At 34.1% G+C, this 25,637-nt stretch carries 30 protein-coding genes and 1 pseudogene; 17 read left to right on the top strand and 14 right to left on the bottom strand.

The features are described from left to right. The first annotated feature begins 31 nt into the window (after positions 1-31). From pstA to MXE27_RS09335, 6 genes are all read left to right on the top strand, one after another. Positions 32-883 carry a phosphate ABC transporter permease PstA gene (pstA, locus tag MXE27_RS09360; RefSeq protein WP_248612169.1) on the top strand — a complete coding sequence of 284 codons (852 nt, stop codon included), beginning with the start codon at positions 32-34 and terminating at the stop codon, positions 881-883. 2 nt (positions 884-885) lie between these two features. Then, positions 886-1,638 carry a phosphate ABC transporter ATP-binding protein PstB gene (gene pstB / locus MXE27_RS09355; protein ID WP_248612168.1) on the top strand — a complete coding sequence of 251 codons (753 nt, stop codon included), beginning with the start codon at positions 886-888 and terminating at the stop codon, positions 1,636-1,638. 5 nt (positions 1,639-1,643) lie between these two features. Next, positions 1,644-2,312, top strand: coding sequence for a phosphate signaling complex PhoU family protein (locus MXE27_RS09350; RefSeq protein WP_248612167.1), 669 nt, complete (start codon positions 1,644-1,646; stop codon positions 2,310-2,312). Between the two features lie 15 nt (positions 2,313-2,327). Next, the gene (locus tag MXE27_RS09345; RefSeq protein ID WP_248612166.1) at positions 2,328-2,762 is read left to right on the top strand and encodes a DUF2226 domain-containing protein; all 435 of its coding nucleotides are present in this window, start codon (positions 2,328-2,330) and stop codon (positions 2,760-2,762) included. 11 nt (positions 2,763-2,773) lie between these two features. Beyond that, positions 2,774-3,433, top strand: a complete 660-nt coding sequence (phoU, locus tag MXE27_RS09340) for a phosphate signaling complex protein PhoU (protein WP_248612165.1) — start codon at positions 2,774-2,776, stop codon at positions 3,431-3,433. A gap of 97 nt (positions 3,434-3,530) precedes the next feature. Then, positions 3,531-3,950 carry an EamA family transporter gene (locus tag MXE27_RS09335; RefSeq protein ID WP_248612164.1) on the top strand — a complete coding sequence of 140 codons (420 nt, stop codon included), beginning with the start codon at positions 3,531-3,533 and terminating at the stop codon, positions 3,948-3,950. Positions 3,951-4,079: 129 nt separating this feature from the next. On the opposite strand, the gene MXE27_RS09330 is transcribed toward MXE27_RS09335, so the two are convergent. The 7 genes from MXE27_RS09330 to porC all read right to left on the bottom strand — a co-directional run bounded on the left by MXE27_RS09330 (position 4,080) and on the right by porC (position 8,972). Further along, positions 4,080-4,919: a fumarate hydratase gene (locus MXE27_RS09330; protein ID WP_248612163.1), complete on the bottom strand. Its 840-nt coding sequence runs from the start codon at positions 4,917-4,919 to the stop codon at positions 4,080-4,082. A 234-nt stretch (positions 4,920-5,153) separates the two neighbouring features. Continuing rightward, positions 5,154-5,585: a 4Fe-4S dicluster domain-containing protein gene (locus MXE27_RS09325; RefSeq protein WP_248612162.1), complete on the bottom strand. Its 432-nt coding sequence runs from the start codon at positions 5,583-5,585 to the stop codon at positions 5,154-5,156. Positions 5,586-5,595: 10 nt separating this feature from the next. After that, on the bottom strand, positions 5,596-6,087 hold the full coding sequence (locus MXE27_RS09320; protein ID WP_248612161.1) for a 4Fe-4S dicluster domain-containing protein: 492 nt from the start codon (positions 6,085-6,087) through the stop codon (positions 5,596-5,598). A 13-nt stretch (positions 6,088-6,100) separates the two neighbouring features. Beyond that, on the bottom strand, positions 6,101-6,967 hold the full coding sequence (gene porB, locus MXE27_RS09315; RefSeq protein ID WP_248612160.1) for a pyruvate synthase subunit PorB: 867 nt from the start codon (positions 6,965-6,967) through the stop codon (positions 6,101-6,103). Next, positions 6,968-8,119, bottom strand: a complete 1,152-nt coding sequence (gene porA, locus MXE27_RS09310; RefSeq protein WP_248612159.1) for a pyruvate synthase subunit PorA — start codon at positions 8,117-8,119, stop codon at positions 6,968-6,970. Further along, a complete protein-coding gene (porD, locus tag MXE27_RS09305) occupies positions 8,120-8,359 on the bottom strand; it encodes a pyruvate synthase subunit PorD (protein ID WP_248612158.1) in 240 nt (79 codons plus the stop codon). Positions 8,360-8,444: 85 nt separating this feature from the next. Further along, positions 8,445-8,972, bottom strand: a complete 528-nt coding sequence (porC, locus tag MXE27_RS09300) for a pyruvate synthase subunit PorC (RefSeq protein ID WP_248612157.1) — start codon at positions 8,970-8,972, stop codon at positions 8,445-8,447. 86 nt (positions 8,973-9,058) lie between these two features. Between porC and MXE27_RS09295 the strand changes: the two genes are divergently transcribed. The 8 genes from MXE27_RS09295 (at position 9,059) to MXE27_RS09260 (ending at position 15,085) form a co-directional block, all read left to right on the top strand. Then, positions 9,059-10,642: a dihydropteroate synthase-like protein gene (locus MXE27_RS09295; RefSeq protein WP_248612156.1), complete on the top strand. Its 1,584-nt coding sequence runs from the start codon at positions 9,059-9,061 to the stop codon at positions 10,640-10,642. Positions 10,643-10,674: 32 nt separating this feature from the next. Then, complete coding sequence (locus tag MXE27_RS09290) at positions 10,675-11,592, top strand: TIGR00269 family protein (RefSeq protein WP_248612155.1); 918 nt, start codon at positions 10,675-10,677, stop codon at positions 11,590-11,592. Positions 11,593-11,615: 23 nt separating this feature from the next. Then, positions 11,616-11,816 (top strand): MoaD/ThiS family protein, encoded by a 201-nt coding sequence (locus MXE27_RS09285; protein WP_248612154.1) that lies wholly within the window; start codon positions 11,616-11,618, stop codon positions 11,814-11,816. A gap of 60 nt (positions 11,817-11,876) precedes the next feature. Then, positions 11,877-12,740 carry a damage-control phosphatase ARMT1 family protein gene (locus MXE27_RS09280; protein WP_248612153.1) on the top strand — a complete coding sequence of 288 codons (864 nt, stop codon included), beginning with the start codon at positions 11,877-11,879 and terminating at the stop codon, positions 12,738-12,740. Positions 12,741-12,822: 82 nt separating this feature from the next. After that, entirely contained in the window at positions 12,823-13,266 is a 444-nt protein-coding gene (locus MXE27_RS09275; RefSeq protein ID WP_248612152.1) for a thioredoxin family protein, read from the top strand. A gap of 12 nt (positions 13,267-13,278) precedes the next feature. After that, positions 13,279-13,890: a cytochrome c biogenesis CcdA family protein gene (locus tag MXE27_RS09270; RefSeq protein ID WP_248612151.1), complete on the top strand. Its 612-nt coding sequence runs from the start codon at positions 13,279-13,281 to the stop codon at positions 13,888-13,890. A 15-nt stretch (positions 13,891-13,905) separates the two neighbouring features. After that, on the top strand, positions 13,906-14,739 hold the full coding sequence (locus MXE27_RS09265) for an NAD(P)-dependent oxidoreductase (protein WP_248612150.1): 834 nt from the start codon (positions 13,906-13,908) through the stop codon (positions 14,737-14,739). Positions 14,740-14,869: 130 nt separating this feature from the next. Further along, the gene (locus MXE27_RS09260) at positions 14,870-15,085 is read left to right on the top strand and encodes a hypothetical protein (protein ID WP_248612149.1); all 216 of its coding nucleotides are present in this window, start codon (positions 14,870-14,872) and stop codon (positions 15,083-15,085) included. Positions 15,086-15,087: 2 nt separating this feature from the next. Here the strand turns inward: MXE27_RS09260 and MXE27_RS09255 are convergent, their stop codons facing one another. From MXE27_RS09255 to MXE27_RS09230, 6 genes are all read right to left on the bottom strand, one after another. Continuing rightward, complete coding sequence (locus MXE27_RS09255; protein ID WP_248612148.1) at positions 15,088-16,383, bottom strand: adenylyltransferase/cytidyltransferase family protein; 1,296 nt, start codon at positions 16,381-16,383, stop codon at positions 15,088-15,090. 241 nt (positions 16,384-16,624) lie between these two features. Further along, positions 16,625-17,059 (bottom strand): class I SAM-dependent methyltransferase, encoded by a 435-nt coding sequence (locus MXE27_RS09250; protein WP_248612147.1) that lies wholly within the window; start codon positions 17,057-17,059, stop codon positions 16,625-16,627. Between the two features lie 10 nt (positions 17,060-17,069). Continuing rightward, entirely contained in the window at positions 17,070-17,285 is a 216-nt protein-coding gene (locus MXE27_RS09245; protein WP_248612146.1) for a hypothetical protein, read from the bottom strand. A gap of 27 nt (positions 17,286-17,312) precedes the next feature. Beyond that, entirely contained in the window at positions 17,313-18,827 is a 1,515-nt protein-coding gene (locus MXE27_RS09240; protein ID WP_248612145.1) for an ABC transporter ATP-binding protein, read from the bottom strand. Positions 18,828-18,840: 13 nt separating this feature from the next. Then, positions 18,841-19,563: an energy-coupling factor transporter transmembrane component T gene (locus MXE27_RS09235; RefSeq protein ID WP_248612144.1), complete on the bottom strand. Its 723-nt coding sequence runs from the start codon at positions 19,561-19,563 to the stop codon at positions 18,841-18,843. Positions 19,564-19,576: 13 nt separating this feature from the next. Then, positions 19,577-20,158 (bottom strand): MptD family putative ECF transporter S component, encoded by a 582-nt coding sequence (locus MXE27_RS09230; protein WP_248612143.1) that lies wholly within the window; start codon positions 20,156-20,158, stop codon positions 19,577-19,579. A gap of 445 nt (positions 20,159-20,603) precedes the next feature. On the opposite strand from MXE27_RS09230, the gene MXE27_RS09225 reads away from it, so the two are divergent. The 3 genes and pseudogenes from MXE27_RS09225 to MXE27_RS09215 all read left to right on the top strand — a co-directional run. Next, positions 20,604-22,514, top strand: coding sequence for an ABC transporter ATP-binding protein (locus MXE27_RS09225; protein ID WP_248612142.1), 1,911 nt, complete (start codon positions 20,604-20,606; stop codon positions 22,512-22,514). Beyond that, complete coding sequence (locus MXE27_RS09220; RefSeq protein ID WP_248612141.1) at positions 22,507-24,237, top strand: ABC transporter ATP-binding protein; 1,731 nt, start codon at positions 22,507-22,509, stop codon at positions 24,235-24,237. Before MXE27_RS09225 ends, MXE27_RS09220 begins: the two co-directional genes overlap by 8 nt. Positions 24,238-24,452: 215 nt before the next feature. Then, positions 24,453-24,593: pseudogene (locus MXE27_RS09215) on the top strand (DMT family transporter); the annotation flags it as partial. 485 nt (positions 24,594-25,078) lie between these two features. Here MXE27_RS09215 and MXE27_RS09210 read toward each other — a convergent pair. Continuing rightward, positions 25,079-25,468, bottom strand: a complete 390-nt coding sequence (locus MXE27_RS09210) for a carbonic anhydrase (RefSeq protein WP_248612139.1) — start codon at positions 25,466-25,468, stop codon at positions 25,079-25,081. Positions 25,469-25,637 lie beyond the last annotated feature (169 nt).

The following is a 25,637-nucleotide window of genomic DNA, read 5'->3' as shown; positions in this document are numbered from 1 at the left end:
GATGAAAATTACAGATGTGAGGGAATAGTCCATGCCTTTTAGGGTAATTTCTCCAAAAAATGCTCAAAAGATTATGAAAGGGGTTTTCTGGGCATCTGGGATACTAACCATAATAATCTTGATTATTATCATTGGTTATATTTTGATTAAAGGATTGCCTGTAATTAACCTGGAATTTTTAATAGGTAAACCTATTGACTCGGGTAAAGCTGGTGGAATAGCTCCTATGATTGTTTCCAGTATTTACGTTACTCTCATCGCAGGTATTGTAGCTGCACCTCTGGGTGTGGGGGCCGCAGTATATCTGGCAGAATATGCTGGTGAAAATAATATAGTGAAACTCATTCGATTTGGGGCAGAAACTCTGGCTTCCATCCCTTCTATTGTATTCGGGCTATTTGGATTATCATTCTTCGTTATATTTTTGGGAATGGGCTGGTCCCTGTTTTCAGGAGGATTAGTACTGGCACTTATGGCTTTGCCCACTATTTTCCAGGTGGCAGAAGTGTCAATTGAAGCAGTGCCTAAATCTTATCGTGAAGGAAGTTTGGCATTAGGGGCCACTAAGTGGGAAACAATCTATCGGGTAGTTTTACCTGCAGCGATTCCGGGAATCACAACTGGAGTCATATTGGGGATGGCAAGAGCCATATCTGAAGCAGCAGCTATAATGTTTGTAGTCGGGTCTGCCCTGGCAATGCCTATTTCTATATTTGATCCTGGACGGCCTTTACCATTGCATCTCTATGTCCTGGCTACAGAAGGGATTTCTATGGATAATGCATTTGGTACAGCAGCCGTACTGGTTATTTTAGTGCTTGTAATTACAGTAGTCACCAATACTCTGGTAGAACGCTACCAGAAAAAGATGATGGGGCGATAATAATGAATAGAATAGAAGCTGAAGATTTAAATGTTCACTTTGACGATGCACATATCTTAAAAGACATAAACATTAAAATTCCAAAAAACACAGTAACAGCCCTCATAGGCCCGTCTGGGTGCGGAAAATCCACATTTATCCGAACTTTAAATAGAATGAATGATGTAATTCCTGGATTTAAACACGAGGGTGTTGTTTATTTAGATGGTGAAGATATTTATGATCCTAAAGTGGATGTGGTGGATTTAAGAAAAAAAGTGGGAATGGTATTTCAAAAACCCAATCCTTTCCCTAAGTCCATCTTCGATAATGTAGCATATGGTATGAGAGTTCATGGAATAGCGGATAAAGAAATTATTCGAGAAAGAGTGGAAGAAAGTTTAAAAGCATCTGCCCTATGGGAAGAAGTGAAAGAAAAGTTAGATAAATCTGCAATGGGTCTTTCTGGTGGACAACAACAAAGATTATGTATAGCAAGAACTATTGCTATTCAACCAGAAGTAATACTTATGGATGAGCCATGTTCTGCATTGGATCCTATTTCCACAACCAAAATAGAAGATTTAATACACAAACTTAAGGATGATTTCACAATAATCATCGTAACTCACAACATGCAACAAGCTACCCGGGTTTCCAAAAGAACTTCTTTCTTTTTGCACGGGGAAATTGTGGAAAGTGGCCTCACTGAAAAACTGTTCTTAGAACCAGAAGATAAAAGAACTGAAGATTATATTACTGGTAGATTTGGGTGAAGTAATTGATTGGAGTTATTCTTGAAAATAAACTATCTGCATTAAGCCAAGAAGTTCTGGGATATAGTGAACAGACCGCTGATAGAATAAATGACTCAGTAAACAGTTTTTTAGATGGAGATCTTGGAAAAGCAAGGAATATTATAGAATTAACAGCTACTGTAAATGAAAAAAGTCATAAAATAGAACATGAATGTCTTAAAATTTTAGGACTCCACCAACCTGTAGCTAAGGATCTGCGTATGGGTGCAGCAGTGCTTAGAACATCTATTGAATTAGAGCGAATAAACATTCTAGCAGCTTATATTGCTAGATATGCAATAGATGCTAATCAAAATTCTCGTAACCCTTATAAACCACCCCATTTAAATTTCATGTCCCAATCGGTTCAGGGAATGCTTAAAGATGCTATGGGAGCGTTAATAAGTCAGGATATTCAACTCCTCAAAAGGTCCACAAAAAACTATGTCACTATCCAAGATTTTTATAACCAGATGTTTGCCCAGTATGATGATGATTCATTAGCCAGTTCATCCACTTATCTGATGTTAGTGGGCCGAAATCTGTTGAGTATGGGGCACCATGTAATGGGGATGGCGGACAGAATAGCTTACATGATTGTAGGAAAAAGAGTAATGCACCATAAAGTGTTTTATAATGTTTTAATGCGATAAATAATGAGGAATAAAATGTGGCTCCCCACTGATAATCCAAAAACTATGGACTACAGTAACTTAAAAAGATCTCATCTTCCAGAATTTGGATATTTGAGGGTTTTAAATCTAGATAATGAAGGAATAATTTTCATTAAAGGTGATTTGATTGTAGGGTCCTGGTGTATGGATGTGGATTCGTTGGAAGAATTTTATGAAAATAATGCCATGAAATTAATTAAAATAGTATCTAAATCGAATTTAGAAGTTTATAAAACAGATGAAAGTTTGTTTGATACTTTGATGGAATTAAATGAAGAATGTAAGCTTTCACTACCTATTGAAATTGATTTAATACTAAATGAAAATGTTTCTGATTTTTCGTCGAGAGAATCATTACTTTCAAAATATCGAATTAGGGTACCATCAGAGGATGATGTAGAAAGTTTATTAGTTGGCTATAAAGATTAGGGAGGGTTATTATGGAAAAAAGATACCCGCGGATATTGTTCCGAAAAAGACTCAAGGATTTAAGAAAAGAAGTGGAAGATGTTGGCCAAAGAACCATTCAAGCCCATAAAAATGCAGTTACTACATTTATGGACTATGATGAAAAACTGGCAGAAGAAATTATAAAAGACAGTAAAGAAATTGATGAGTTGGTTTTCAACTTAGAAAGAAAATGTATAAGCATTATTGCTGCCGAACAACCTGTTGCTCGTGATTTAAGGTTTATTGAAGCATGTATAAAAGTAGGCAGTCATCTTAAGAGGATTGCGTATCTTTCAGCGAATATAGCAGAAGCTTCTCGAAATTTAAAAGACGAAGAAATACCTAAAAAACCAAAAGAAGATCTAAAACACATGGCTGATTTTGTTCAGATGATGCTCAGCAAAGGAATCTATGCATTTTTAGATCAAAACATGGACATGGCAAAAGAGCTAAGGCATGATGACGATAAAGTCGATGATCTTTTTGATCAGGCATTAGAACATATAACTGGTAGTATGTTTGATGATAAAGAAGCAATATACTATTTGATTAATCTGCTCTTTGTGGCTAGATTCTTGGAAAGGGTGGGGGACCGTGCAGTTAGTATTGGTGATCGAACTATTTTCATGATAACTTGCGAAAAACCATAATCGGGACGTTTTCCTGATTTTATTTAAATTTTCTTTTATTAGCTAAAATATATCTTTCTTTTTTAATGTAACTTTTCAAGATATTGAGGTTGATCCCGTGAATTATTATATCTTCGCCATGCTAACGGCTTTTTGTTTTGGACTTGCCCCCATATTTGGAAAATTAGGTTTAGAAAGCGTTAATCCGGTAATTGCACTATCTATTCGAAGTTTCATTATAAGTGGAATTATGCTATTCTGGTTAATATTAAACAAGGATGTTAGTCCGCTTATTGATGTCAGTATGACTGGATGGACTTTTATTGCATTGGAAGGTATCTTTGCTGCGCTTTTAGGTCAATTATTTTATTATTATGCTCTTAAATCTGGAGATGCGTCTGTTGTAGTCCCTTTAATAGCTATATTTCCATTATTCACGTTCATTGCAGCCGTTCTATTTTTAGGAGATAAATTTTCCCTAACAAAAATAGGTGGAATAATTTCGGTTGTTGTTGGGGTAATTTTATTAAGACTATAAAACCACTTTAGACATACACTTCAAGTGTAAAATATATTACTAAATGTGAACTGTAGGTGTGGTTTAATCCTTCATTTAATTAAAAATCAATTTCTAAAAATTAGTTTTATTAAAAAATTATAAAATAAATCACGGTTTTAAAATAGCAGTAGCATGACGATCTGCCCAGCATTGAATGCAAACACCTATGGGTAGGCCGGCAGTATGTGTATCTGCAGTTAATATTTTAACATCCAGTGCGGTGGTTTTACCACCTAATCCCATAGGACCTATGCCGGATTGGTTGATTTCAGCTAAGATTTTTTCTTCTAGTTGGGCAATAAGTTTGTCCTGATTTCTTTGGCCTAATTTGCCTAATAATGCCTTTTTAGCCATTTTCATTGCCATATCGGATGATCCACCCACACCTACTCCTACAACAACAGGGGGGCATGGTTTTCCTTGGGCCTTTATAACAGTTTCAACAACAAATTTTTTTATGCCGTCAATACCTTCACCAGGCAAAGCCATTTTCAATGCATTATTGTTTTCCGATCCAAAACCTTTTGGGAAAACTGTAAGTTCCAAATGGTTTTCTTCAATCAGTTCTATGTCTATTTGGGGTATTTCTTTTCCAATATTGGTCCCTGTGTTTTTTCTACTAATTGGATTTACCACATTTGGCCTAAGGGGTATTTCTTCAGTTGCTTTTTCTACCCCATTTTTTATCCCTTGGTAAAGATCCTCAACTTCCACAGGCCCCATTTTCACAAAAATTATGGGAAGTCCTGTATCCTGGCACATAGGAATCTCCATTTTTTCTGCCATATCAATATTATCCAGAATTGCCTTCAAATTTAAAAGGCCAAGCTCACTTTCTTCTTTTTCATAAGCTTCTTGAAGCGCAGATTTAACATCTGACGGCAAATTGATAACAGCTGTTTGGAATAATTGGCAAATGGTATCTTCTATCCTTTTTGTAGATATCATGGGAGAACCTCAATAAAGTAAAAATTCGTTTATTATATGATATAAATATGCAGTTTTTCCTGCCTTGTAGTCAAGTAAACTTTTAATATAGTTAGGATTAGTAATTTCTGATAAATAAGTTATTGTTTTGAATTGTTCTAAAGAATATAATTTTTTAGATAATCAATCAGATGTAATTGCAGAAATAATAAAGAAAATAAAAAAATAAATTATTGAACTGATTTGGGAATAACATTAATATTTCATAATATTTTTTAGTCTTTCCAGTTCTTTGGCTATTTTATCTTGTTTACCTGCAATTAACTCTTTAGAATCTGATTTTAGAGCTTCAGTTGGGCACGCTAAGACACAAAGTGGTTTTTCTAGGTTGAAACATAAATCACATTTTCCGGCGATACCTTTCTCATCCATGGTGATAGCACCAATGGGGCAGGCATCACGACATAGGCCACAACCAATGCATTTGTCTTTCAAGATGATAATTGCACCATCTATCTCTTCAATAGCATCTTCTGGACAGATATTTAAACAAGGAGCCCTTTCAGGAGCACAATGCATACAAAACACGGGAACTCCGCTTATAACCCTAATGGCATTTTGTGGGCAGTTTCTTTCGCACTTCATGCACTCATTACAGAGTTCTGGTTTTGAAACTAATTCTTTCATCCCATTCCTCCTATTTAAAAGCTCCTTTAGCTCGAGTTTTAGCAGTTAATAGGTGGATTACGTCGGAACCTTTTGGCTTCTTTCCAACTCCAGCCATCTTTGCTATGTGTTTGTTCTGTTTTTCCAGTTTTAACTTTTCAGTATCTACTAAAGTAAGGGCTCTTTTAGAACAAGCCTTAATACAGGAGGGCGTATCATAATCTGGGCATTGATGGCATTTTTGAGCTTTACGATCTTCCAGAACCACTGCACCAAATGGGCACACCATCATGCATAATCCGCATCCAATACACTTCTCTGATTGAACTTCTTTATCTTCAATAGCTTCTGTAGGGCAGATAGTCTTGCAGGGAGCATCTTCGCACTGTTGACAGATAATTGGATAATATGATCCTTCAATTTCTCGGATCATAATTCTGGATGCTCCATGGAGCTTTCCACATGCTTCCTCACAGTCTAAACAGCCATCACAAAGTTCTGGCTGAATTATTATTTTATCCAAGTTCTATCCCCCTTTATATTTTTAATTCCATACATACTTGGTTAACGTATTCCTGGATTTTGGATTTTTCTTCATCAACCAAATGTTTGAATCTTTTCTGAGCATTTAAGTATTCATGCACTGGTTTCCTTTGGATTGGCCTATAAGTTACTTTAAATTCACCATCAATAATTTCATATAGGATCCATGAACCAGTTTCCACGGCTAATCGACCTAATTCAATAGTTTTCGATGGATCGAAACCCCAACCGGTAGTACATGGTTGGCTGATATGTATATAGGCAGGTCCTTCAGTTTCTTCAGCTTTTTTGACTTTAGCCATAAAATCTTCAGGATAAGCAATAGATGCAGTGGCCACATAAGGTACTCCATGAGCGGCCATGATCATAGGAACATTTTTCTTTGGTTTATCTTCTCCAAAACTCTCTTTACCATGTGGTGAGGTGGTGGTAGAAGCACCATAAGGTGTTGCTCCACTTCTTTGAATTCCAGTGTTCATGTAAGCTTCGTTATCGTAACAAATATAGATAAGGTTGTGTCCCCTTTCCATAGCTCCAGATAATGCTTGCATCCCAATGTCTGCTGTACCTCCGTCGCCCCCAAAGGCGACTACATTAACATCATCTTTACCCTGGGTTTTTAGGGCTCTTTCTATCCCTGAAGCTACAGCTGCAGCGTTTTCAAAAGCTACATGTATCCATGGTATTTCCCAAGAAGTTTCAGGATAAGGGCTTGTTATAACATCTAAACAACCTGTTGCAGAAACTGCAATTGTGTTTTTTCCTAATACTTTAAGGGCTAATCTAACAGCTATGGTAGCACCACACCCGGCACAGCCTCTGTGTCCTGGTGCCAGTAATTCTTCTTCAGGTATTTTCATTTAGACCTCCTCCTCCTTTAGTCCGATCCAGGTAATGTCCCTGGTAGGATTTCTGGTCTTTTTAACAATGTCCTCGATATGGTCTGGAGTAATATCTCTTCCCCCTAGCCCCACAATGAATCCATAAGTTTCCACGTCAATATTTGCCTTAATATCTGTGTATAAAGCCCCACCAATTCCAAAGCTAATGTTTTTATCTAAAACAGCTACTTTGTTGGCGTTTTTAACAGCTTCAGCAATCATTTTCTTAGGGAATGGACGGTAAGTTCTCACTTTTAATAATCCTACTTTTTCACCTTGACTTCTAAGATCATCAATTACATCTCTGATAGTACTGCATATTGAACCCATAGCAACTAAGATAATTTCCGCGTCTTCGCAGTAATATTCATTCACAGACTGATATTCTCGTCCGAATATTTCCTCAAATTCGCTATTTATTTTGTCAATGACTTTTCCAGATTTTTCCATAGCCAATTCCATTTGATACCTTGCTTCCATGTAATAATTTGGATCTGTGAGTGTACCTATGGACATAGGTTTTTCAGGGTCTAAAAATGCGTGTTGCGCATCGTAATTTGGTAAAAAGTTTTTAACATCTTCTGCTGATGGTATGTCTACTGGATCTACTGTGTGAGTTAATATGAATCCATCCAAACAGACCATACTTGGTAGTAATACATCACTATTTTCAGAAATTTTATATGATCTAATGATTGAGTCCAAAGCCTCTTGACCATTTTCAACGTAAATTTGTATCCACCCTGCATCTCTTTGAGAGATAGAATCTTGATGATCATTCCAGATACTTAATGGGGCTGAAAGTGCTCGGTTAGCATTAGCCATCACAATGGGGAGCCTTAACCCTGCGGCTATAAACAAAATTTCGTGCATTAAAGCCAAACCCTGGGAAGAGGTTGCAGTAAAAGTACGCACTCCTGTTGCAGAAGCACCTACTGCTGCACTTATAGCACTGTGTTCAGATTCCACCATTATATATTCTGCATCAATATCTCCATCAGCAACGAATTGTGCTAAATATTCAGATATGCTTGTCTGAGGGGTAATTGGATAAACAGGAATTACATTCGGTTGGGCAAGTTTTGCGGCTTCGGCTACAGCCCTATTAGCGGTCATAACTTTAAGAACCATTTATTCCCTCTCCATTTTTATGGCTTTCACTGGGCATTCTTCGGCACATATGCCGCACCCTTTACAATAATCATAATCAATGTCGTGTTCTTTATTAATACAGCCCTCTGGACAGAATAGTATGCAGTTATCACAGTCTATACATTTGTCCTTGTCTAAAATGGGCTTGAAGGTTCTCCAACTCCCTGTCTTGTTTTTCCGAGTGCTTCCCGGTTCTTTGACAGCTCCTCCAATTTCCATGTAATCACCTGCGAAATTTAATATTGTATTAAATATAAATTTAAAATTGAATAATTTTATATTATTTGGTTATTTCTTTAATTAATTATTTAACGTGTTTATATGCTGCTTCAGCAGCATCAGCATTTTTTGATCCAATTTTACCAGGAAAAGTTTCCTTGATAATTTTTATAAGGGAATCGAGGGTCACTTGATTTGTTGCTCCTGCAAATGCTCCTAACATTACTGTATTCACAATTGGCAGCCCTAATTTTTCAAGTGCAATACCTGTAGCATCTATCACATGAGTTTCTGATCCTTCGTGTGATGGAACTTCCTTATTGGTGTTTAAAATTACCACGCCATCATTTTTTAGTCCTGAAAACACATCTACTACATCTAAAAGCCCATCATCTAAAACTACAACGTAGTCTGGGTTATAAACTTGATATCTTCGCCTGATTGGTTTGTCGTCTATTCGGGTAAATGCCATGACGGGGGCACCTCTTCTTTCTACGCCAAAAAATGGAAATGCTTGCACATATTTGCCATCTTCGAAAGCAGCCTTTGCTAAAATCTCTGCTGCTGTAACTGCGCCCTGTCCACCGCGTCCGTGAAATCGAATTTCGATCATTTTTTACCTCCATTCCTCATAGTTAATCATTATAAATTTTTAATATATATAGGTGATGGTCATCATTAATTAATAGAGGCATGATTATGAAAGTTCTTATAGTCACGGGAAAACTTGCAAATCCTCTTGTACAGAGTATTTCTAAAAAATCTAAGCAAAATGTAGAGATTCATGTAGTAAATAATCCCATAGCTGCGTTTTTAACTCCTCAAAAAATTAGTAAAGAACTTCAATCTAATTCAGAAATAGATTTGGGGTCTATTGACCTGATTATTATCCCGGGGTTGATACGCAAAGACGCCAGTTTCATTAAGGAGAAACTAGGTGTTAGTGCAGTCAAAGGCCCGACTGATGCTGCAGATTTGCAAATTGTCTTGGATATGCTTGATGATATAGAACTTTCACCTAAAACTTCTGCAGACAGATTAATCGAAGAAGAACAGCGAAAAAAAGCCCTGGAATTCATTGAAAACTTTGAAAAGAATGAAGAAAACAAATCAAAACTTCTTAAAAAACAGGATAATATTATGGTGGGTAATCTTCCTGTTGGGAAGGATTTTCCAATGAGGGTACTTGCAGAAATTGCAAATGCTCCTTTTTTAACTAAAGGAGACCTAATTAAAAGGACAGAATATTTTATCAAAAGCGGAGCAGACATGGTAGATATTGGGATGGTCGCGGGTGAAGATTTATCTCATAAAATCCCTGAAATGGTGGAAACACTCAAAAACAAATTTAAAAACACCCCTATAAGTATCGACACTTTAAATCCTGTTGAAATAGAAAGTGCTGTTGAATCCGGGGTGGATATGGTACTGAGTTTGGACCATGGTAACTGCGACTCAGTTCTTCCTTTAATTGAAGAAAAACAGATTCCTGCTGTTATATTACCTACTAACTTTCAAGAAGCGTGGGTTCCTGAAACAGTGGATGGTAGGGTAAAATCACTTGAGGAACTTCGTAAAAAATGTAGAAAAATTGATGTTATTGCTGATCCCATATTGGACCCAATTAATAGTAGCAGCATAGTAGATTCCCTAAGGGCATGCCAAGATTTCCACCAAAAAAATCCAGAACCCCTATTTTTTGGAATTGGGAACGTTACTGAACTTTTAGATACTGATTCTGTTGGAGTTAATTCTCTCTTATCGGGTATTGCTATGGAATTAGAAGCCAGCATTCTGTTTACTCCTGAAGAAAGTGGTAAAACATTAAGAAGTGTCTATGAATTAGCGGTCTCTTCTAAAATGATGTTTTTAGCCAGAAATAGAGGTTCAGTTCCTAAAGACTTGGGTATAAACTTAGTTGTTTTTAAGGATAAGAGAAAACTCGAAAAGATGGAAATTGAATTAGATGTCCCTATTGTTAAAGCCACGGGAGATCAAAAATTTGTACAGGATAGAGCTGGAAGTTTCAAGATAATGGTGGATGACAATCAAATAAAAGTAGTTCATTATAAAAAAATGGAACCGACTATGGTCATAGTAGGTCAAACAGCCAAAAAAATTTATGGCGAACTACTCAAGTTAAATTTAATTAGCAGATTGGAGCACGCGACATATATGGGTGCTGAATTACAAAAGGCAGAAATTGCTTTAATCACCAATAAAAATTACACTCAAGACTTTGAATTATTTAAAAAGCCATTTGAAATAGAAAAAGAATTTTAATGCCTTAAAAGGATAGTTTGGAGAAAATTATAATGAATTGTACAAAATGTGGAGCCCCGGAGGTAATCATAATAAAGAAACACTCTGGACAAAAACTCTGTCAGGACTGCTTTGTGCAGGGTATTGAAAGAAAAGTCTTAAAGGATATTCGCAAGTACAAACTCATCGAAAAAGGAGATAAAGTATTAGTTGCTCTATCTGGGGGTAAAGATAGTGTAATGCTGCTTGATATACTAAATTCCCTTTATGAGAGGGGAATTATTAATATGGTTGCAGTCACTATTGATGAGGGAATTAAAGGATACCGCGAAGACGGAGTTAAAATTGCCAAAAACCATGCTAAGAGTTTGGGTATAGAACACAGGATAGTTACCTTTGATGAATATTTTGATTTGACTCTGGATAAAATAATGGACGGATCTTCTCAAAGAAAAGCATGCACATACTGTGGGGTTTTCCGGCGATGGATTTTGAATAAAGTCGCACTTGAAATGGGGGCCACAAAAATAGCCACGGGACACAATCTGGATGATGAAACACAGGCCATTTTAATGAATTATTTGGAGGGCAATATCGAAAACTTGGCTAAAATCGGCCCAAAAACCCGTTCAAAAAGTGATAAATTCACCGTAAAAATTAAACCACTTCGAGAAATTCCTGAAAAAGAAATTGGATTGTATGTGGTAGCTAAAAACCTTGAAGTTCATTTTGCGGGGTGCCCTTATTCTGAAGAATCGTTTAGGGGAGAAGTTGGTCAGATTTTAAAGAATCTTTCCCGAAAACATCCCACTATAATGTATTCTACATTGAGGGGATTTGATAAAATTAGGCCGGTAATCAAAAAAGAATTCCAAAAAGAGTTTGGTGTCGGTGAATGTACTAACTGTGGAGAACCAGCAGCTAATGAATTATGTAGGGCTTGTATTTTTCTCAGGGAATTAGAAAAATAATTATTTATTTAAGAGGAATATTTATGGAATTTACTTTAATAATTGGAGACGAAAAAGAATCTAAAGATAGTAAGGATGGAATTACTATTAAAAATATCCTGGAGGATATGGATTTTCCAACTGAAACCGTAGTTGTGAAAAAAAATGGACAAATTGTGATAGAAGAAGAGAAAATCCATGAAGGCGATGTTATTGAGATAATTAAGGTAATATATGGTGGTTAATAGATATAATATTGTTTTTATCTGATTAATAAATTATATGGGGTTTTTTGGAGAATTAAAATGAAAGTCTACTACGAATGTGCGCCTTGTTTTTTACGCCAGGCTAAGGAAGCTCTGGATTTGGCTACTGATGATCTGGATTTGAAAATAAAAATCATGGAAGAGATTATTACTTTTTTAGGCAGGGAATTTAAAGAGGGTGCAGCGTCTAATTCCATGGGAACTGCTATGCATAGGATTATTAAGAAAAAGACTGGCAATGATGACCCCTACTTTCTTCAAAAAAAGAAAGGAAATGAAATAGCAGAAAGAATGCTTCCAGTAATAATTGGAATATTAGAAAAAGAGAATACTCTTGAAAATTATATCAAAGCAGCCATAATTGGGAATTTAATTGATTTTGCAGCATTGGGTGTAGATTTTGACCCTTTAAATATTATGGAATCTGTTATGGAATCTCCTTTGGTAATTAATGATAGGGAAGAGTTGGAATCTGCATTAAAAAGCTCAAAAAAAGTTTTATATTTGGCAGATAATACTGGGGAAATAATGTTTGATAAACTCCTTATCCAAAAATTAAAGGAATATGGTGTCGAAATCGTAGTCGCAGTAAAAGAAAAACCTATCTTAAATGATGCATGTATGGTTGATGCTATTGAAGTTGGGTTGGATGATTCAGCGGAGATAATCACCACGGGGACAGATTCGGTTGGAGTTATATATGATGAATTATCTGCTGAATTTAAAGAGATATTTGACCATGCAGAATTGATTATTGCAAAAGGTTTGGGGAATTATGAAGGATTAACTGAGATTGATCTTGGCCAAACCCCTGTTTTCTGTTTATTAAATACGAAATGTTCAGCTACTGCTAGAGATATAGGGGTTAAAGAGAAATCAAATATTTTACTAAAAATCAATTAATTTTTTTAAGTTTAATTTATTTATTTCAGATATTTTTTTACAGAGGTATATTTTTTATCAGAAGAACTTCTATATAATATTCATGAAAAATTGGATAATCACAGCAATTGCCATTGGTCTAATTATTGTAGCTGCCATTGCATTTATTAATAAACCCGCTACCAACCAGAATGTTCAATTGGATAATGATTCTCAAGGGCCAAGCGAACTTAAATGGTATACTGATATGAACTTAGCAATTTCAGAGGCCCAAAATAATAATAAATCCATTTTTGCACTTTTTTATACAGATTGGTGCCCGGGCTGTCAGGAAATTCAGTCCAATACTCTTTCTAATGATGATGTCAAGCAGAAACTGGCTCAAAAATATGTTTCAGTTAAAATTGATACAGATAACAATCCTCAATTATCTTCAGAATATGGAATATATGGTTTACCTACCATAATTATAATGGATTCTAATGGGAAAGAAATAACAAGACTTTTGGGATATCAATCTCCAGAAGATCTTCTTAATTTATTGTGAATGGAAGATAACATGAATATAGTTCCCATCATATCTTTTTTAGCTGGTGTGGCTTCAGTGGTATCGCCCTGTGTTTTGCCGATCATACCTGTAGTTATTGGCTATACTTTACCTCAAAGAAAAAATACGGAAATTCTAGCATTCGTAATAGGACTATTTTCTATATTCGCCCTTACTATTGTCCTCACCATATTATTTACTGCTGCAATACAATTTTATTTAAATTATTTTCGTATACTTGCCGCTGCCATATTAATAATATTGGGGTTGATGATTTTAATAAATAAAAACTTTTTTAAATTTTCATTTTCTTATGAGTCAAATAAAAAAGGTATTATTGGTTCTTTTATTTGGGGGTTACTCACTTCTCTGGCATGGGCTCCATGTTATGGTTCTTACTTAATAGCATTAATTACTTTCAGTGTTTCGTCTGGAGACCCATTTTACAGTTCAATAAATATCATTTCTTATACTGCGGGATTTGCAGTTAGCATATTCGCAGTGGGATTATTCATTTCCCAAATTAATCTGGAAAAACTGATGGGGCAATCAATTAAAATAAAACAGATTTCTGGTTTTTTAATATTCTTATCTGGTTTATACATGTTGTGGTTGGTTTTATGATGATGGTGGTTTTTAATGAAAGTAGGATTTGTAGGCTTTGGTGAAGTTGCATCAGAATTATCCCGCGGGCTTATAGATGAAGGGGTAAATGTTTTAACTTGTGTAGATGGTAGGAGTTCAAAAACTCAAAAACTAGCAAAACAAAGTGGTGCAAAATTATGTTTAAGAAATAGGGATGTTGCAGAAGAGGCAGATATATTAATTTCTTCTGTAACTCCTGAAATGGCAATTTCTGTGGCTTATGAGCTGGGAAAATTATCTAAAGGTATTTATGTGGATATAAATAATGTTTCGCCGGAAACTGTAAAAAAATCACTTTCCCTTGTGGAGAATCATAAGGTGGTGGACGCGGCTATAATTGGCAGCGTACACAAAAAAGGCCATAAAGTTCAAATCATTGCTTCGGGGAATTCTGCGGAAGATTTTTCAAAACTAAATGATTTTGGATTCAATATAAAAATAGTGGGATCGGAGATAGGCCAAGCCTCTGCTATAAAGATGCTTAGGAGTTCTTATACTAAGGGTGTTTCTATGATCCTATGGGAAACTGTATTCGCTGCTTATAAATTAGGGCTAGATAAAGAGGTTTTAAATATTATTGCTGAGACGGAAGGACCAAACTTTGAAGAATCTGCTAAATCCAGATTAATTAGTAGTGCATTCCACTCAAAGAGACGATCAGAGGAAATTATTGAAGTTAAAGATTTTTTATCTCAGATCAATGAATCATTAATGGTTCAATCCACTGAAAACATTTTTGAATTAATTTTTAAAAGATTAGGAAAACTGGATGAACGACCAGCAAATTATCAAGAGATTTTTAAGCTATTTGATTTAGAAAATAAATAATGTAAATGCATGGGCCAAAAACCGAGGAGTTTTTGAATTTGCAAAATTTTATTATTTATTAAATTAAAATATCAACTATAAATCAATTAGAATTTTATTCATTATTAAATAATATGCGCGAGATTTTAATATGCATAATGAAGATCAAGCCCATGAGTGTCGGGAAGTGTTGGAAAAACTCGTGGGAAAAAAAGTTATTGACATAAATTTCAAGTCTTATGATGATGAGTGCTGGAGAATTTATATTAACACAGATCATGGTAAATTGGTTATGACATTCTGTAAAGAATGGAGCTGCCCTGTAGTGGAGCATAGGGAGGAATTTATTAAAAGAGGAGAGAAATAATATTAATTCTCCCCAATTTCTATTCTAATTCGAATACCTCTTTCTTTTTTAATTACAGTTCCTTTAATTGGGATGAAATGAGAATCAACCAGCAACCTGAGATATGTTGCCATTTTAGCAGGCAATTTCAATGGACTTTTAATTTTTTCACCGGCCCGCAGTTCGCATGATAAAACCCCGTTTTGGTCCACGTATATTTTGGCATCCATATTGGATTCAAGTTTTTCTGCTTCAAAACTGCGGATATTAAATCCCCCATCAAAACTTAAATCAGGGGGACTTTTTAAAGTTGATCCTTTTCTAAATTCTTCATGTGCCTCTGAAGACTTTATTCCATGGACTGTTTTATTGGCCACAAACCATGCCCTTTGAATTACTTTGTCAATAGTTTGATCTGTGGGAATTAAGCCCTGCTTTTCATAGGATTTAATCAGATTATGAACTTCTACCCTGGTGACATTTTGTTCTATGGCACTTATAGCAAGCCTGGTTAATACAGGCCCATATCCTGCTCGCCTGAAAACAGCCCATATTTGGTCTTCTTCACGGTATACTCTTCCTTTTATGATTTCGTTAATTGCATTTGCATTTAAATGGGCTATTTCCATTAATTTGGCCCGGGAATAAGTATTCATTCTTTTAATAATAATGGGTAGGTCGCGATAACCGGGAATGGTTCCTTTTTTTATTTCTCTTTTTAGAATTTTTACTGTGCTTGATGGGAGAAATTCTTCAACTTCAGAAGGTATTTCCATATTATTTTCAATTATAGCGCGCCTAATTTCTCTTCCAGATATTTTTCCACCCATGGAAAGTTCAGGAATAATATGGAACTTCATTTTCCGGTTATATTTGTTATATAAAAATTCATTAACCGCAAACCAGCGTATAACATTTCTGTTAGGTAAACTTCGAGGAATACCACTGAATATTCCTTTTTCTGCAAATTGTTTGGCTTTTTTAGTAAGCATGGGCACGGAAACATTCACTCCAGCAGCGTCTACATAATCCACAGCACCATCCTCAATCATCATGGCTATTCTTATGGGGACGGTATATGCTAAAGTTAATCTGTGATGCAATCCTTCTATGGACACTACACGATCTGCCCCTGCTTTTAGAGCCATTTCTGCTCTGGCCTCATATGGCACGAAAAATGGGGCGTGGTTGGCACTGTAACCTTTGTTAAGATAAACTACTACTTCGTCTCCAGTTTCTTCGGCAATTTCTCGCCCTTTTTGAATTAATTTTACGTGTCCCTTGTGGACTGGGTCAAAATCTGCACTTATTCCTATCATTTTTAATCACATATGGATAATTTTTTGTTAGATTAAATAGAGAAATAGAATTTTACTATTTTCTGAATATTATAATTAATAATTGCTGGTTGTGTTAAATATTTCTCAATTGATTTTATAAAATAGTTAATATTATTCAAAGTAGAATTGTAAATCAGATTGTAGGGATGTATATTTATTTATTTAATTAAATTAAGCGTATTAGGGTGGGCTATTGTATTTTAAAAGATAGTAACATGGTTTAGGTACTTGATTTACATTTATTAATTGAATTTTCTGTAATTAAGGTTTGAGCAATTACACATAACCATTTTTTATTTTCATGTTCATGGCTGATTATTTTATCGAAACCCGCTTTAATGAGTGCATCTGAAATTTCCTCTTTAGTATAAATGTTCATATCAATAATTTTATCCCATTCAACTCCTTCGTTTTTGGATACTTCATTGCATATTAAAAATTCGCCTCCATGTTTAAGAACACGATTAACTTCTTTAAAATCATTTATTAAATCAGACCAGAAGTATATGGTCTCAAAAGCGATTGCAAGGTCAAATTTTTCATTTTCAAAAGGTAGAGATGAAACAGTTCCAAGAACAATATCCACTTTCCCTTCTGAAATTGATTTTTTGTTGAATTTTCTTGAAGTTTCTACACTTGTTTTGGAGTAATCCACACCGTAAACTTTAGAATTCTGGGCTTTTTTTTAATAGATTTGAAATATTTTTCCCACCACCACACCCAATTTCTAAGATATTAGCAGAATTCTTTATTTCAATATGATTTAAACCCCACATGGCATTTTTGTCATGCATGATGTTCATCATCTTTAACATAATTCTACCACTTGTACTTTCCTTGGGTTTACGGGTGTTTGCCAGGATCTTTCTTACAAGATTCAATATAATTCCTCCTTTTTGTAAATTTTATCAAGCATTATAAATTGAAGGTTTTGGTGTAACCTGGAGATCTTTAACAGGATCTATAAAGAATCTTTTTAATTTTTCTTCTCCAATCTCATCTAAAGCATAATTATCAACTACTCTTCCTTTTTCAAAATGTAAAACATGGGAACAACATTTTAATATAAGTTCCATGTCGTGAGAAATGATAAATATGCTGATGCCTTTTTTTTGAAGTTCTTTAATATTATGGGCTACTTTTTGCATGTGTTTTAAATCTAAACCACTTGTAGGTTCATCGAATATAATAATCTCTTTTTTTGAAGCAATGGCACTACCAATGACCACGCGTTGTTTTTGCCCACCAGATAATGCCATTGGATGCATTTCTTTTAAATGTATCAAATCCATTTTTTCTAATATCGTTTTGGCTTTTTCAGGTGATTTATCATTTTCCATACTTAGTAAAATTTCATCCAATACGCTTTCTGTAAAAATTTGATGATTTACATCCTGCATAACCATATAAGAAATTTTCAAACGTTCTTTATTCCCTAAGATCATTCCTTCTTTTTCTAGTAAACCTTTACATGTTCTCTCAAGTCCACAAAGACACCGTGCAAAAGTAGATTTTCCAGCACCATTTTCCCCAATTATGGCTATTATTTCATTTTGTGGAACTTTCAGATGTGGGATATTGATTGCTATTTTTTTCCCATAGTAATATTTCATATTGGTCAGATTTAGATTATTATTCATATCAACTGGTTTTTGAGAAAATCCTTTTTTATAAATATTTTCTAAATATAACGGTCGAAGACCTAATTTTGAAAATGAGTCATTGTCCATGAATTTTAGATCATCCTTACTTAGTTTTTCTTGGATTTTCCCATCTTTCATGTAGATAATGTGGTCAATGAGGCCGTTTAAAAAATATAAACGATGTTCAGCTATTATTACTGTATCTCCTCTATTTTTCCATATTGAAATTAGCTTTTTAAGGTCCCGTATGGATTTGGAATCAAGATTTGATGAGGGTTCATCTAAAAGCAAAATTTGAGGTCGGCACGCAGAAACAGAGGCGCAAGCAATTTTTTGTTTTTCACCCCCGGATAGTTTAAAAATGCTTTTATTTAATAAATCGTGGATATTAAAAGTAGATATCACATCCAAAAGCCTTTTTCGGATCTCTTCAATAGGAAGGCCCATATTTTCACAGCCAAAAACTAGTTCACTATTGGTATCCACATTAAAAAATTGTGATCGGGGATTTTGAAATACTGATCCTATAATTTTAGCTGTTTCATATATCGGGATTTTATTGATGGATTTATTGTTAATTTTTACTTCACCCTTAATTGATCCTTCATAAAAGTATGGGATCAGGCCATTGATAATTCGGGTTAGTGTGGTCTTTCCACAACCTGATTCTCCACATAAAAGTATCAATTCTCCTTTTTTAATCTGAAGATTTATATTTTTTAAATCTAGTTCTTTATCATTTCCATTATATGAAAAATTGAGGTTTTTAATTTTTAGCATAACAAAAAACTCCTCATTTAAATAGAAGAAATATGATCAATGCTGCCACAGAAATTGTTAATAAAATTATATCCTGAATATGAAATCCTACTTCACAGATATGGGTTCTTTTTATAGGGTTACCCAGTCCTCTAGTTAATGAAGCTGCAGATAATTCATCTCCTGTTTTAACAGCATTAATTAATAAAGGCACTAAAATATATTCAAGCACTGTTAATGGGGATTTAACTGTTTTTAAATTTAGTCCAATTCCGCGCATATGCATGGCATCAAGTATAGCACGAATTTCTTCGATTAAAGTTGGTAAAAATCTAAAAACTACTGAAATGGGTATAGATATCATTTTTGGAATTCTGGTTTTTTCCATTGATGCTAAAAATTCGCTAACAGTGGTAGTAACAATCAAATAGTATCCCATAATAATTCCAGGCATCATCCGGACTAAAAGATTAGTAATCATTACAATCAACAGGTTTAATATCCCATGTGTCGCTGGTACAAGAAATATTTCTCCCAACAAGGCCAGGGTATAGGCTGAAATATAGATCAATGCAACTTTTTTTCTTTTATTGAATAATAAAAGAAAAAAGGGGATGCTAACCATGGATATGGTTGCATAAAGTGGTGCCTCCCCAAAAACCATCAAGTTTAGTATCACCAGTACAATTATTTTTGTTCTGGGGTCTATTTTAAAATTAGAAATGGTATTTGAGGATTGTAGAATTTCACTGTTCATTAAATTATCCTCATTAAGCAATACCTGCTCTTTTGAAATGTTTTTCTAGGACAGATTTTCCAAGAAAAGCCCCAATAATGCCAGCCACAAAAGCTATGATTATCAGAACAAAGAACATCCATTCGGGAGTAAGTGCCATAACTGTATTTACATATTCTGTTCCCATACTAGAACTCATATGCACAAAATAACTATCTCTCATAACCCACATGGGAACCATAGCCCCTAGTATGAAAAGACTGAACACCCCATATCCAATAACCGAATTTCTAAAACTCTGGTAATTACCTGCTTTAAATATCAAATCTGCAGCTAAACCAAATATTAATCCTGTTATGACTGGAACGAAGGTGTGTCCTGTTAAAAACATAACTAACCCTATAATGAGTCCCATTATAGTAACCATTCCAAACTTTTTCACTTTTGTTAAAAATAACATAAATGGAATCCCAGTTACAATTGGACAAATAAGCGGAAGCAATACTAGTAAAATCGGAATGTATCCAAGCATACCGCAAGTGAAAAATATCACAATATAAATCGTTGTGAATATTCCGGTTGTAATTAAATCTTTTGTGTTTAATTTATTATTCATTTTACTCACTTTTTTTTTTATTTGATGGATCTGATGATTTGAACATTTTATTCACTTCATCAACGTAGTGCATAATTTAGTTACACCTAAACAATATATAAATTTTTAGGTATACCTAAAAATTAAGAAATTTTTAAGGAGCCTTTTTTGAATTTAAGAGATTTGGGCTTTACTGGGTATTACTTTATATTGTTTGGTAAATATTTTTAGGTATGCCTAAATTTATATAGTATGAGTATAAATTACTATTTGCCAATGAAAATCAAATTATTTTGAAAAAGCAATGTTTTTAATTATAACAAATGATTTTTAATTTTAATTTAAAAAAACGTGTGCTTGAACGATTATTTTTTGATTTTTTATTGGTTATGATGGCAATTAGAATATTAGGCCATTTAAAATCTGAAAAATAGAATTTATATATAACTTTTTGGAGAGACTAAAATTGAATAAAAATAAAGAAAACCACGGTTTTTCACGTTTAATGGAACTAACGGGAAAATTAAAGATACTATTGGTTTTAGGATGTATTTTATCTGCAATTGGTAGTTTGTTAACATTAGGTCCTTTTGTTTATATTTACTTTATAATCAAGGAAATATTAATGGTAGGAGGGAATATAAGCTTAGTGGATACTGGTTTAGTAATACATTACGGTTGGTTAGCGCTGCTTTTCGCCATTTCAGGAATTTTCGTGACCTTTGCAGCATTGATGTGTACTCATGTAGTGGCCTTCAAAACAATCAAAAATTTGAGATACAATCTATTAAAACATCTTGCTACATTACCTCTGGGGTTCCATACCCTGAATCCCAGTGGAAAACTTCGTAAAATTGTAGAAACTAATACTTTACAGTTGGAAGATTTCATAGCTCACCGATTACCGGATTTGGTTGGTAGTCTGGTTACGCCTATTGCTATTTTAATATTATTATTATACTTTGATTGGCTTTTGGGGATAATTTGTTTAATCCCATTAATCGTAGGTTTTGCTATTCAATATGCTATAATGAAGAGATCAAGCCAAAAATTTTTGGAAATATACCAAAATTCTTTGGGGGATATGAATAACTCTGCTGTGGAATATGTAAGGGGAATATCCGTAGTAAAAGTATTTGGGCAGACCATATATTCATTTAAAAACTTCTACGATTCTATAATACGATACAAAGATTTTGTTTTGAAGTATGCATTGTCCATGGAAAAATCAATGAGTTTATTTGTAACTGTCATTAATGGGGCTTTCTTTTTACTGATTCCTGCAGGTATTATATTGAGTTATTATGCTACAAATTACGAGTCATTCGTTTTGAGTTTCATATTTTACGCAGTATTTGCGCCAGTCACGGCATCTATGCTCATGAAGATTATGTACACTGCTTCTGATCAGATGATGGTTTCAGAATCTCTAAAAAAAATTGACGCACTTTTTGAGGAAAAACCATTAAAAGAGTCAAAAAATCCCAAAATACCTGAAAATAATAATATCGGATTTTATGATGTGAGTTTTTCCTATGCATCGTCAGATGAGAAGAAAAAAGAAATGGCTTTAGAAAATATTTCATTTGAAGTAGATGAGGGCAAAATAATGGCTTTAGTGGGGCCTTCTGGAGGAGGTAAAACAACTATAGCCAATTTAATTCCAAGATTTTGGGATGTTTATAGTGGGGAGATAACAATTGGTAATATAAATATCAAAGAAATCGGTTATTCTGAGTTAATGGACAAATTGAGCATTGTGTTTCAAGATGTTTACCTATTTAAAGACAGTATTTTGAATAACATAAAGTTTTCTAATCCTGATGCAAATCGAGAAGATGTTTTAAAAGCAGCAAGATTGGCCCAGTGTGAAGATATACTGGAAAAATTACCCCATGGCATTGACACTGTAATTGGAACTAAGGGAGTATATTTATCTGGAGGCGAAAAACAGAGAATATCTTTAGCTAGAGCAATTTTAAAAGATTCGTCGATAATTCTCTTTGATGAAGCAACAGCCTTTGCAGACCCGGAAAATGAACACAAAATACAACTTGCCTTTGAGGAACTCACAAAAAATAAGACTGTGATTATGATAGCCCACAGGTTATCATCCATAAAAAATGTAGATGAAATATTAGTGATTAAAAAAGGCAAAATTATCGAAAAAGGAAACCATGATGAGCTTTTGGGAAATGGGGGATTATATTCTAACATGTGGAGAGAATATCAATTAGGTTTATCGTGGAATGTTGGAAAGCAAACTGATAATATAACTACTGATGCTGAACTAATCAATTCTGGAAAGTATGAGAATGTTTCAGAGGAGCATATCTTAAACAAGGAGAAAAACAAGGAGGTAGAACCAAATGTTTAAAGAATTATTTGTTTTAACAGATAAAGGTGCTAATGACTTAAAAAAAGCCATTTTTTCAGTAGTATTGGCTGATTTAACATTAATGTTGCCCGTTTTTATATTGTTGGGACTTATTCAGCAATTATTAAATCCTTTGCTTGGTTTAGGTGGCGCTAATTTAAATCTAATAATTTATACTATGATTGCAGGAGCAATTTTATTAGTAATATTTCTAACTCAACTGTATTATTATAAGAAGACTTATATTGCAGCATATGAAGAAAGCGCCAATAGGAGAATAAGGCTAGCTGAAAAAATAAGAAAATTACCCCTATCATTCTTTGGTAAAAAAGATCTAGCTGAATTTACAGGAACCATGATGGATGACGCTACATTTCTAGAAAACATATTTTCGCATTCTGTTCCGCAACTGTTTGGATCAACAATTGCCATAGTAATAATAGTGGTTATGCTGATGCTTTTTGATTGGAGAATGGGTATCAGTTTATTAATTGGTCTTCCGGTTTCATTAGCACTTCTTTGGGGATGTGGAAAAGTTAAAGATAAACTTGCAAATAAACACATGAATAACAAAATTGAAGTAGCTGATGCTATACAAGAATCTTTAGAGGGAATAAAAGTAATTAAATCATCGAACCAGATAGACAATCACTTTGATAAAGTTGATTTTAAGTTACAAAACTTTTTCAGTAGTGCTATGACTTTGGAATTGGTAATGGGTCTATTTATTGGTGGAGCTCAAATGGCTTTAAGAGTAGGAATTCCATTGGTAATTTTAGTTGGTGTAGATGCATTAACTGCAGGAAGCATCAATTTCATATATTACATCCTATTTTTAATCGTTGCAGTACGATTATACGATCCATTAACCATAGCCATGATGAAATTGGGAGAAGTATTTGTGTTAATGACCATGATTGATAGAATGGATAAAATGGAAAATCAGGAAATAATGACTGGCGCAACCAACCTCAGTATACATGATTATGATGTTGAATTAAAAGATGTAAGTTTTGGATACAATGAAGAAAAAGTATTGGATGATGTTTCCATAACCGTGAAACAGGGCGAAGTAACTGCTCTAGTGGGACCAAGTGGAAGTGGTAAAAGTACTATTGCTAAGTTAATAGCTCGTTTTTGGGATGTTGATGAAGGAAACATAGTAATTGGGGGGAAAGATGTGAAAGATATTGATCCTGAAACACTCTTATCCCATTTTGCCATAGTTTTTCAGGATGTTGTGTTATTTAATGACACAGTATTAAACAATATAAAGATTGGTAAAAAAGATGCAACAACTGAAGAAGTTATAGCTGCAGCGAAACTTGCCAACTGTGACGACTTCATAATGAATATGCCTGAGGGATATGATACTGAAATTGGAGAGAATGGGTGGACATTATCTGGAGGCGAACGTCAACGAATATCCATTGCTCGTGCATTACTTAAAGATGCTCCAATTATTTTACTTGATGAAGCCACAGCATCACTAGACGTTGAAAATGAAACCCAGATACAGGAGGCAATAACAAAACTAATCAAAAATAAAACCTTACTAATTATAGCCCATAGGATGCGAACAGTAAAAGGCGCAAATAAAATCGTTGTATTAAATAAAGGAAAGGTGATTGAACAGGGTTCACATGATAAGTTAATTAATAATGAAAATCTGTATAGTAGATTAGTGAAACTTCAAAATGAAAGCTTAGGATGGAATATTTAATTTATTCCAGGTCTTTTATTTTAAGGTGAGGAAATTATGCCTAATGACTGGGGTTTACTTCTAATTGGAGTGGGCTTTAAGTAGCGGCAACTATTTGCTTAAAATTATCAGAGCTTTACTAAGTATACCCACTATAGGATTTCTTATTTCTTTGCAAGTATACTTACCTCTTTTCTATATGTCTTAAATCTATTTAGATGTGAACCGTATATACGGTTTGGGCAGGCTTGGGAATTGGGCTAGTAGCTATAATGGGCCTTATTTTTTTTAGTGAAGAAGTCAATCCTTTAAATTCATTTGCAATGGGGGTGATTATTGGTGGTGCTGTGATTCTTAACCTTACCAGCACAGTATAAAATGGAAATGCATATAACTTCTTTATAATATTTAATTGCCTATTTTTTTTTGGTTGTATCTGCAAAATATTTTGTGATCAAATAGTATAAAAAACGGGCTTAGAATGAAACTTGTGTGAAATTCATCTTTAAAAATAATTTTAAGTTAAACTAAAGAAATTTAGGCTAACCTAAAAATTACGAAATATTTATATGTTATGAGTTAGTTACTATAACTAACACTTAGATTTAGGTGTGCCTAAAAATGAGTGGGTAGAATTGTATGCGATCTATAGAATAGGGTCAAGTTAAAGAAAAACCAATTTTCTTTAAAAAGAACCACTGGTTTGCCCTATATGGGCAAACCAAAACCTCCTTACTTATTGTTCAGCCGATAAGTAAACAAATGCGATCCTCAGTAGTATTTGGAATGTGATTTCTGGTTCCTCCTTAAAAATCCTTTCTAGAAATCATATTCTCATACTCTTCTGAAAATTATTTCTCAATTAATTTATAACATTTCCATTTAGATAAACATAAATACATATTACCTTGCATTTGGAGGCGACATCTTTGATTTTTTCAGATGCAATTTTCAAGTTTGGGGCATGGGTTTTAAAATCAACGGGATTTGCTGCACAGTCCTCATGAGCTACAATGAATATTTCCTCACAATCATGAACTTTAATGGCGATATTAAGTTTATCTAATAATGGTTTTAATTCAGATTCTGAATCAACCAAAAAACCATCCATGCCGGGTTCGGTGATCATATCTATAAAATCGATATTGTATGTTGATGTAATCCAGTTAATGACGGGTAATTGGACACGACCATCAATACAATTTAAACATGCAGCAAATTTTCCATTAAGCTTAGTATTTTCATTGTCCATAATCAATGTCTCCGGTTTCTTATGTTGTCTGATTAGAGTGGAACAGATAAGATATATCCTGCACAGGATCTAAAGAGTATTTATTCTATAACCTTGTATTGAATTCTAGAATTGGATCTATTTAATTCAGAAAATTCTGTTTCAGCAACCCATTCTTTTTTACAATCAC

This window comes from Methanobacterium alcaliphilum, assembly GCF_023227715.1.
GTDB classification, from domain to species: domain Archaea; phylum Methanobacteriota; class Methanobacteria; order Methanobacteriales; family Methanobacteriaceae; genus Methanobacterium_E; species Methanobacterium_E alcaliphilum.
Note: the sequence above shows the minus strand (reverse complement) of the source record. Positions and strands in the feature narration are given on the sequence as shown.

Excerpts from the sequence above, each read along its gene's own strand:
- MXE27_RS09220 (WP_248612141.1), top strand. The coding sequence starts at position 22,507 with ATGTTTAAAGAATTATTTGTTTTAACAGATAAAGGTGCTAATGACTTA.
- MXE27_RS09290 (WP_248612155.1), top strand. The coding sequence starts at position 10,675 with ATGAATTGTACAAAATGTGGAGCCCCGGAGGTAATCATAATAAAGAAA.
- MXE27_RS09345 (WP_248612166.1), top strand. The coding sequence starts at position 2,328 with ATGTGGCTCCCCACTGATAATCCAAAAACTATGGACTACAGTAACTTA.
- MXE27_RS09260 (WP_248612149.1), top strand. The coding sequence starts at position 14,870 with ATGCATAATGAAGATCAAGCCCATGAGTGTCGGGAAGTGTTGGAAAAA.
- pstB (WP_248612168.1), top strand. The coding sequence starts at position 886 with ATGAATAGAATAGAAGCTGAAGATTTAAATGTTCACTTTGACGATGCA.
- MXE27_RS09235 (WP_248612144.1), bottom strand. The coding sequence starts at position 19,563 with ATGAACAGTGAAATTCTACAATCCTCAAATACCATTTCTAATTTTAAA.
- MXE27_RS09265 (WP_248612150.1), top strand. The coding sequence starts at position 13,906 with ATGAAAGTAGGATTTGTAGGCTTTGGTGAAGTTGCATCAGAATTATCC.
- MXE27_RS09295 (WP_248612156.1), top strand. The coding sequence starts at position 9,059 with ATGAAAGTTCTTATAGTCACGGGAAAACTTGCAAATCCTCTTGTACAG.
- MXE27_RS09210 (WP_248612139.1), bottom strand. The coding sequence starts at position 25,468 with ATGGACAATGAAAATACTAAGCTTAATGGAAAATTTGCTGCATGTTTA.
- MXE27_RS09270 (WP_248612151.1), top strand. The coding sequence starts at position 13,279 with ATGAATATAGTTCCCATCATATCTTTTTTAGCTGGTGTGGCTTCAGTG.
- pstA (WP_248612169.1), top strand. The coding sequence starts at position 32 with ATGCCTTTTAGGGTAATTTCTCCAAAAAATGCTCAAAAGATTATGAAA.
- MXE27_RS09275 (WP_248612152.1), top strand. The coding sequence starts at position 12,823 with ATGAAAAATTGGATAATCACAGCAATTGCCATTGGTCTAATTATTGTA.
- MXE27_RS09230 (WP_248612143.1), bottom strand. The coding sequence starts at position 20,158 with ATGAATAATAAATTAAACACAAAAGATTTAATTACAACCGGAATATTC.
- porC (WP_248612157.1), bottom strand. The coding sequence starts at position 8,972 with ATGATCGAAATTCGATTTCACGGACGCGGTGGACAGGGCGCAGTTACA.
- porD (WP_248612158.1), bottom strand. The coding sequence starts at position 8,359 with ATGGAAATTGGAGGAGCTGTCAAAGAACCGGGAAGCACTCGGAAAAAC.
- MXE27_RS09325 (WP_248612162.1), bottom strand. The coding sequence starts at position 5,585 with ATGAAAGAATTAGTTTCAAAACCAGAACTCTGTAATGAGTGCATGAAG.
- phoU (WP_248612165.1), top strand. The coding sequence starts at position 2,774 with ATGGAAAAAAGATACCCGCGGATATTGTTCCGAAAAAGACTCAAGGAT.
- MXE27_RS09330 (WP_248612163.1), bottom strand. The coding sequence starts at position 4,919 with ATGATATCTACAAAAAGGATAGAAGATACCATTTGCCAATTATTCCAA.
- MXE27_RS09240 (WP_248612145.1), bottom strand. The coding sequence starts at position 18,827 with ATGCTAAAAATTAAAAACCTCAATTTTTCATATAATGGAAATGATAAA.
- MXE27_RS09255 (WP_248612148.1), bottom strand. The coding sequence starts at position 16,383 with ATGATAGGAATAAGTGCAGATTTTGACCCAGTCCACAAGGGACACGTA.
- porA (WP_248612159.1), bottom strand. The coding sequence starts at position 8,119 with ATGGTTCTTAAAGTTATGACCGCTAATAGGGCTGTAGCCGAAGCCGCA.
- porB (WP_248612160.1), bottom strand. The coding sequence starts at position 6,967 with ATGAAAATACCTGAAGAAGAATTACTGGCACCAGGACACAGAGGCTGT.
- MXE27_RS09280 (WP_248612153.1), top strand. The coding sequence starts at position 11,877 with ATGAAAGTCTACTACGAATGTGCGCCTTGTTTTTTACGCCAGGCTAAG.
- MXE27_RS09285 (WP_248612154.1), top strand. The coding sequence starts at position 11,616 with ATGGAATTTACTTTAATAATTGGAGACGAAAAAGAATCTAAAGATAGT.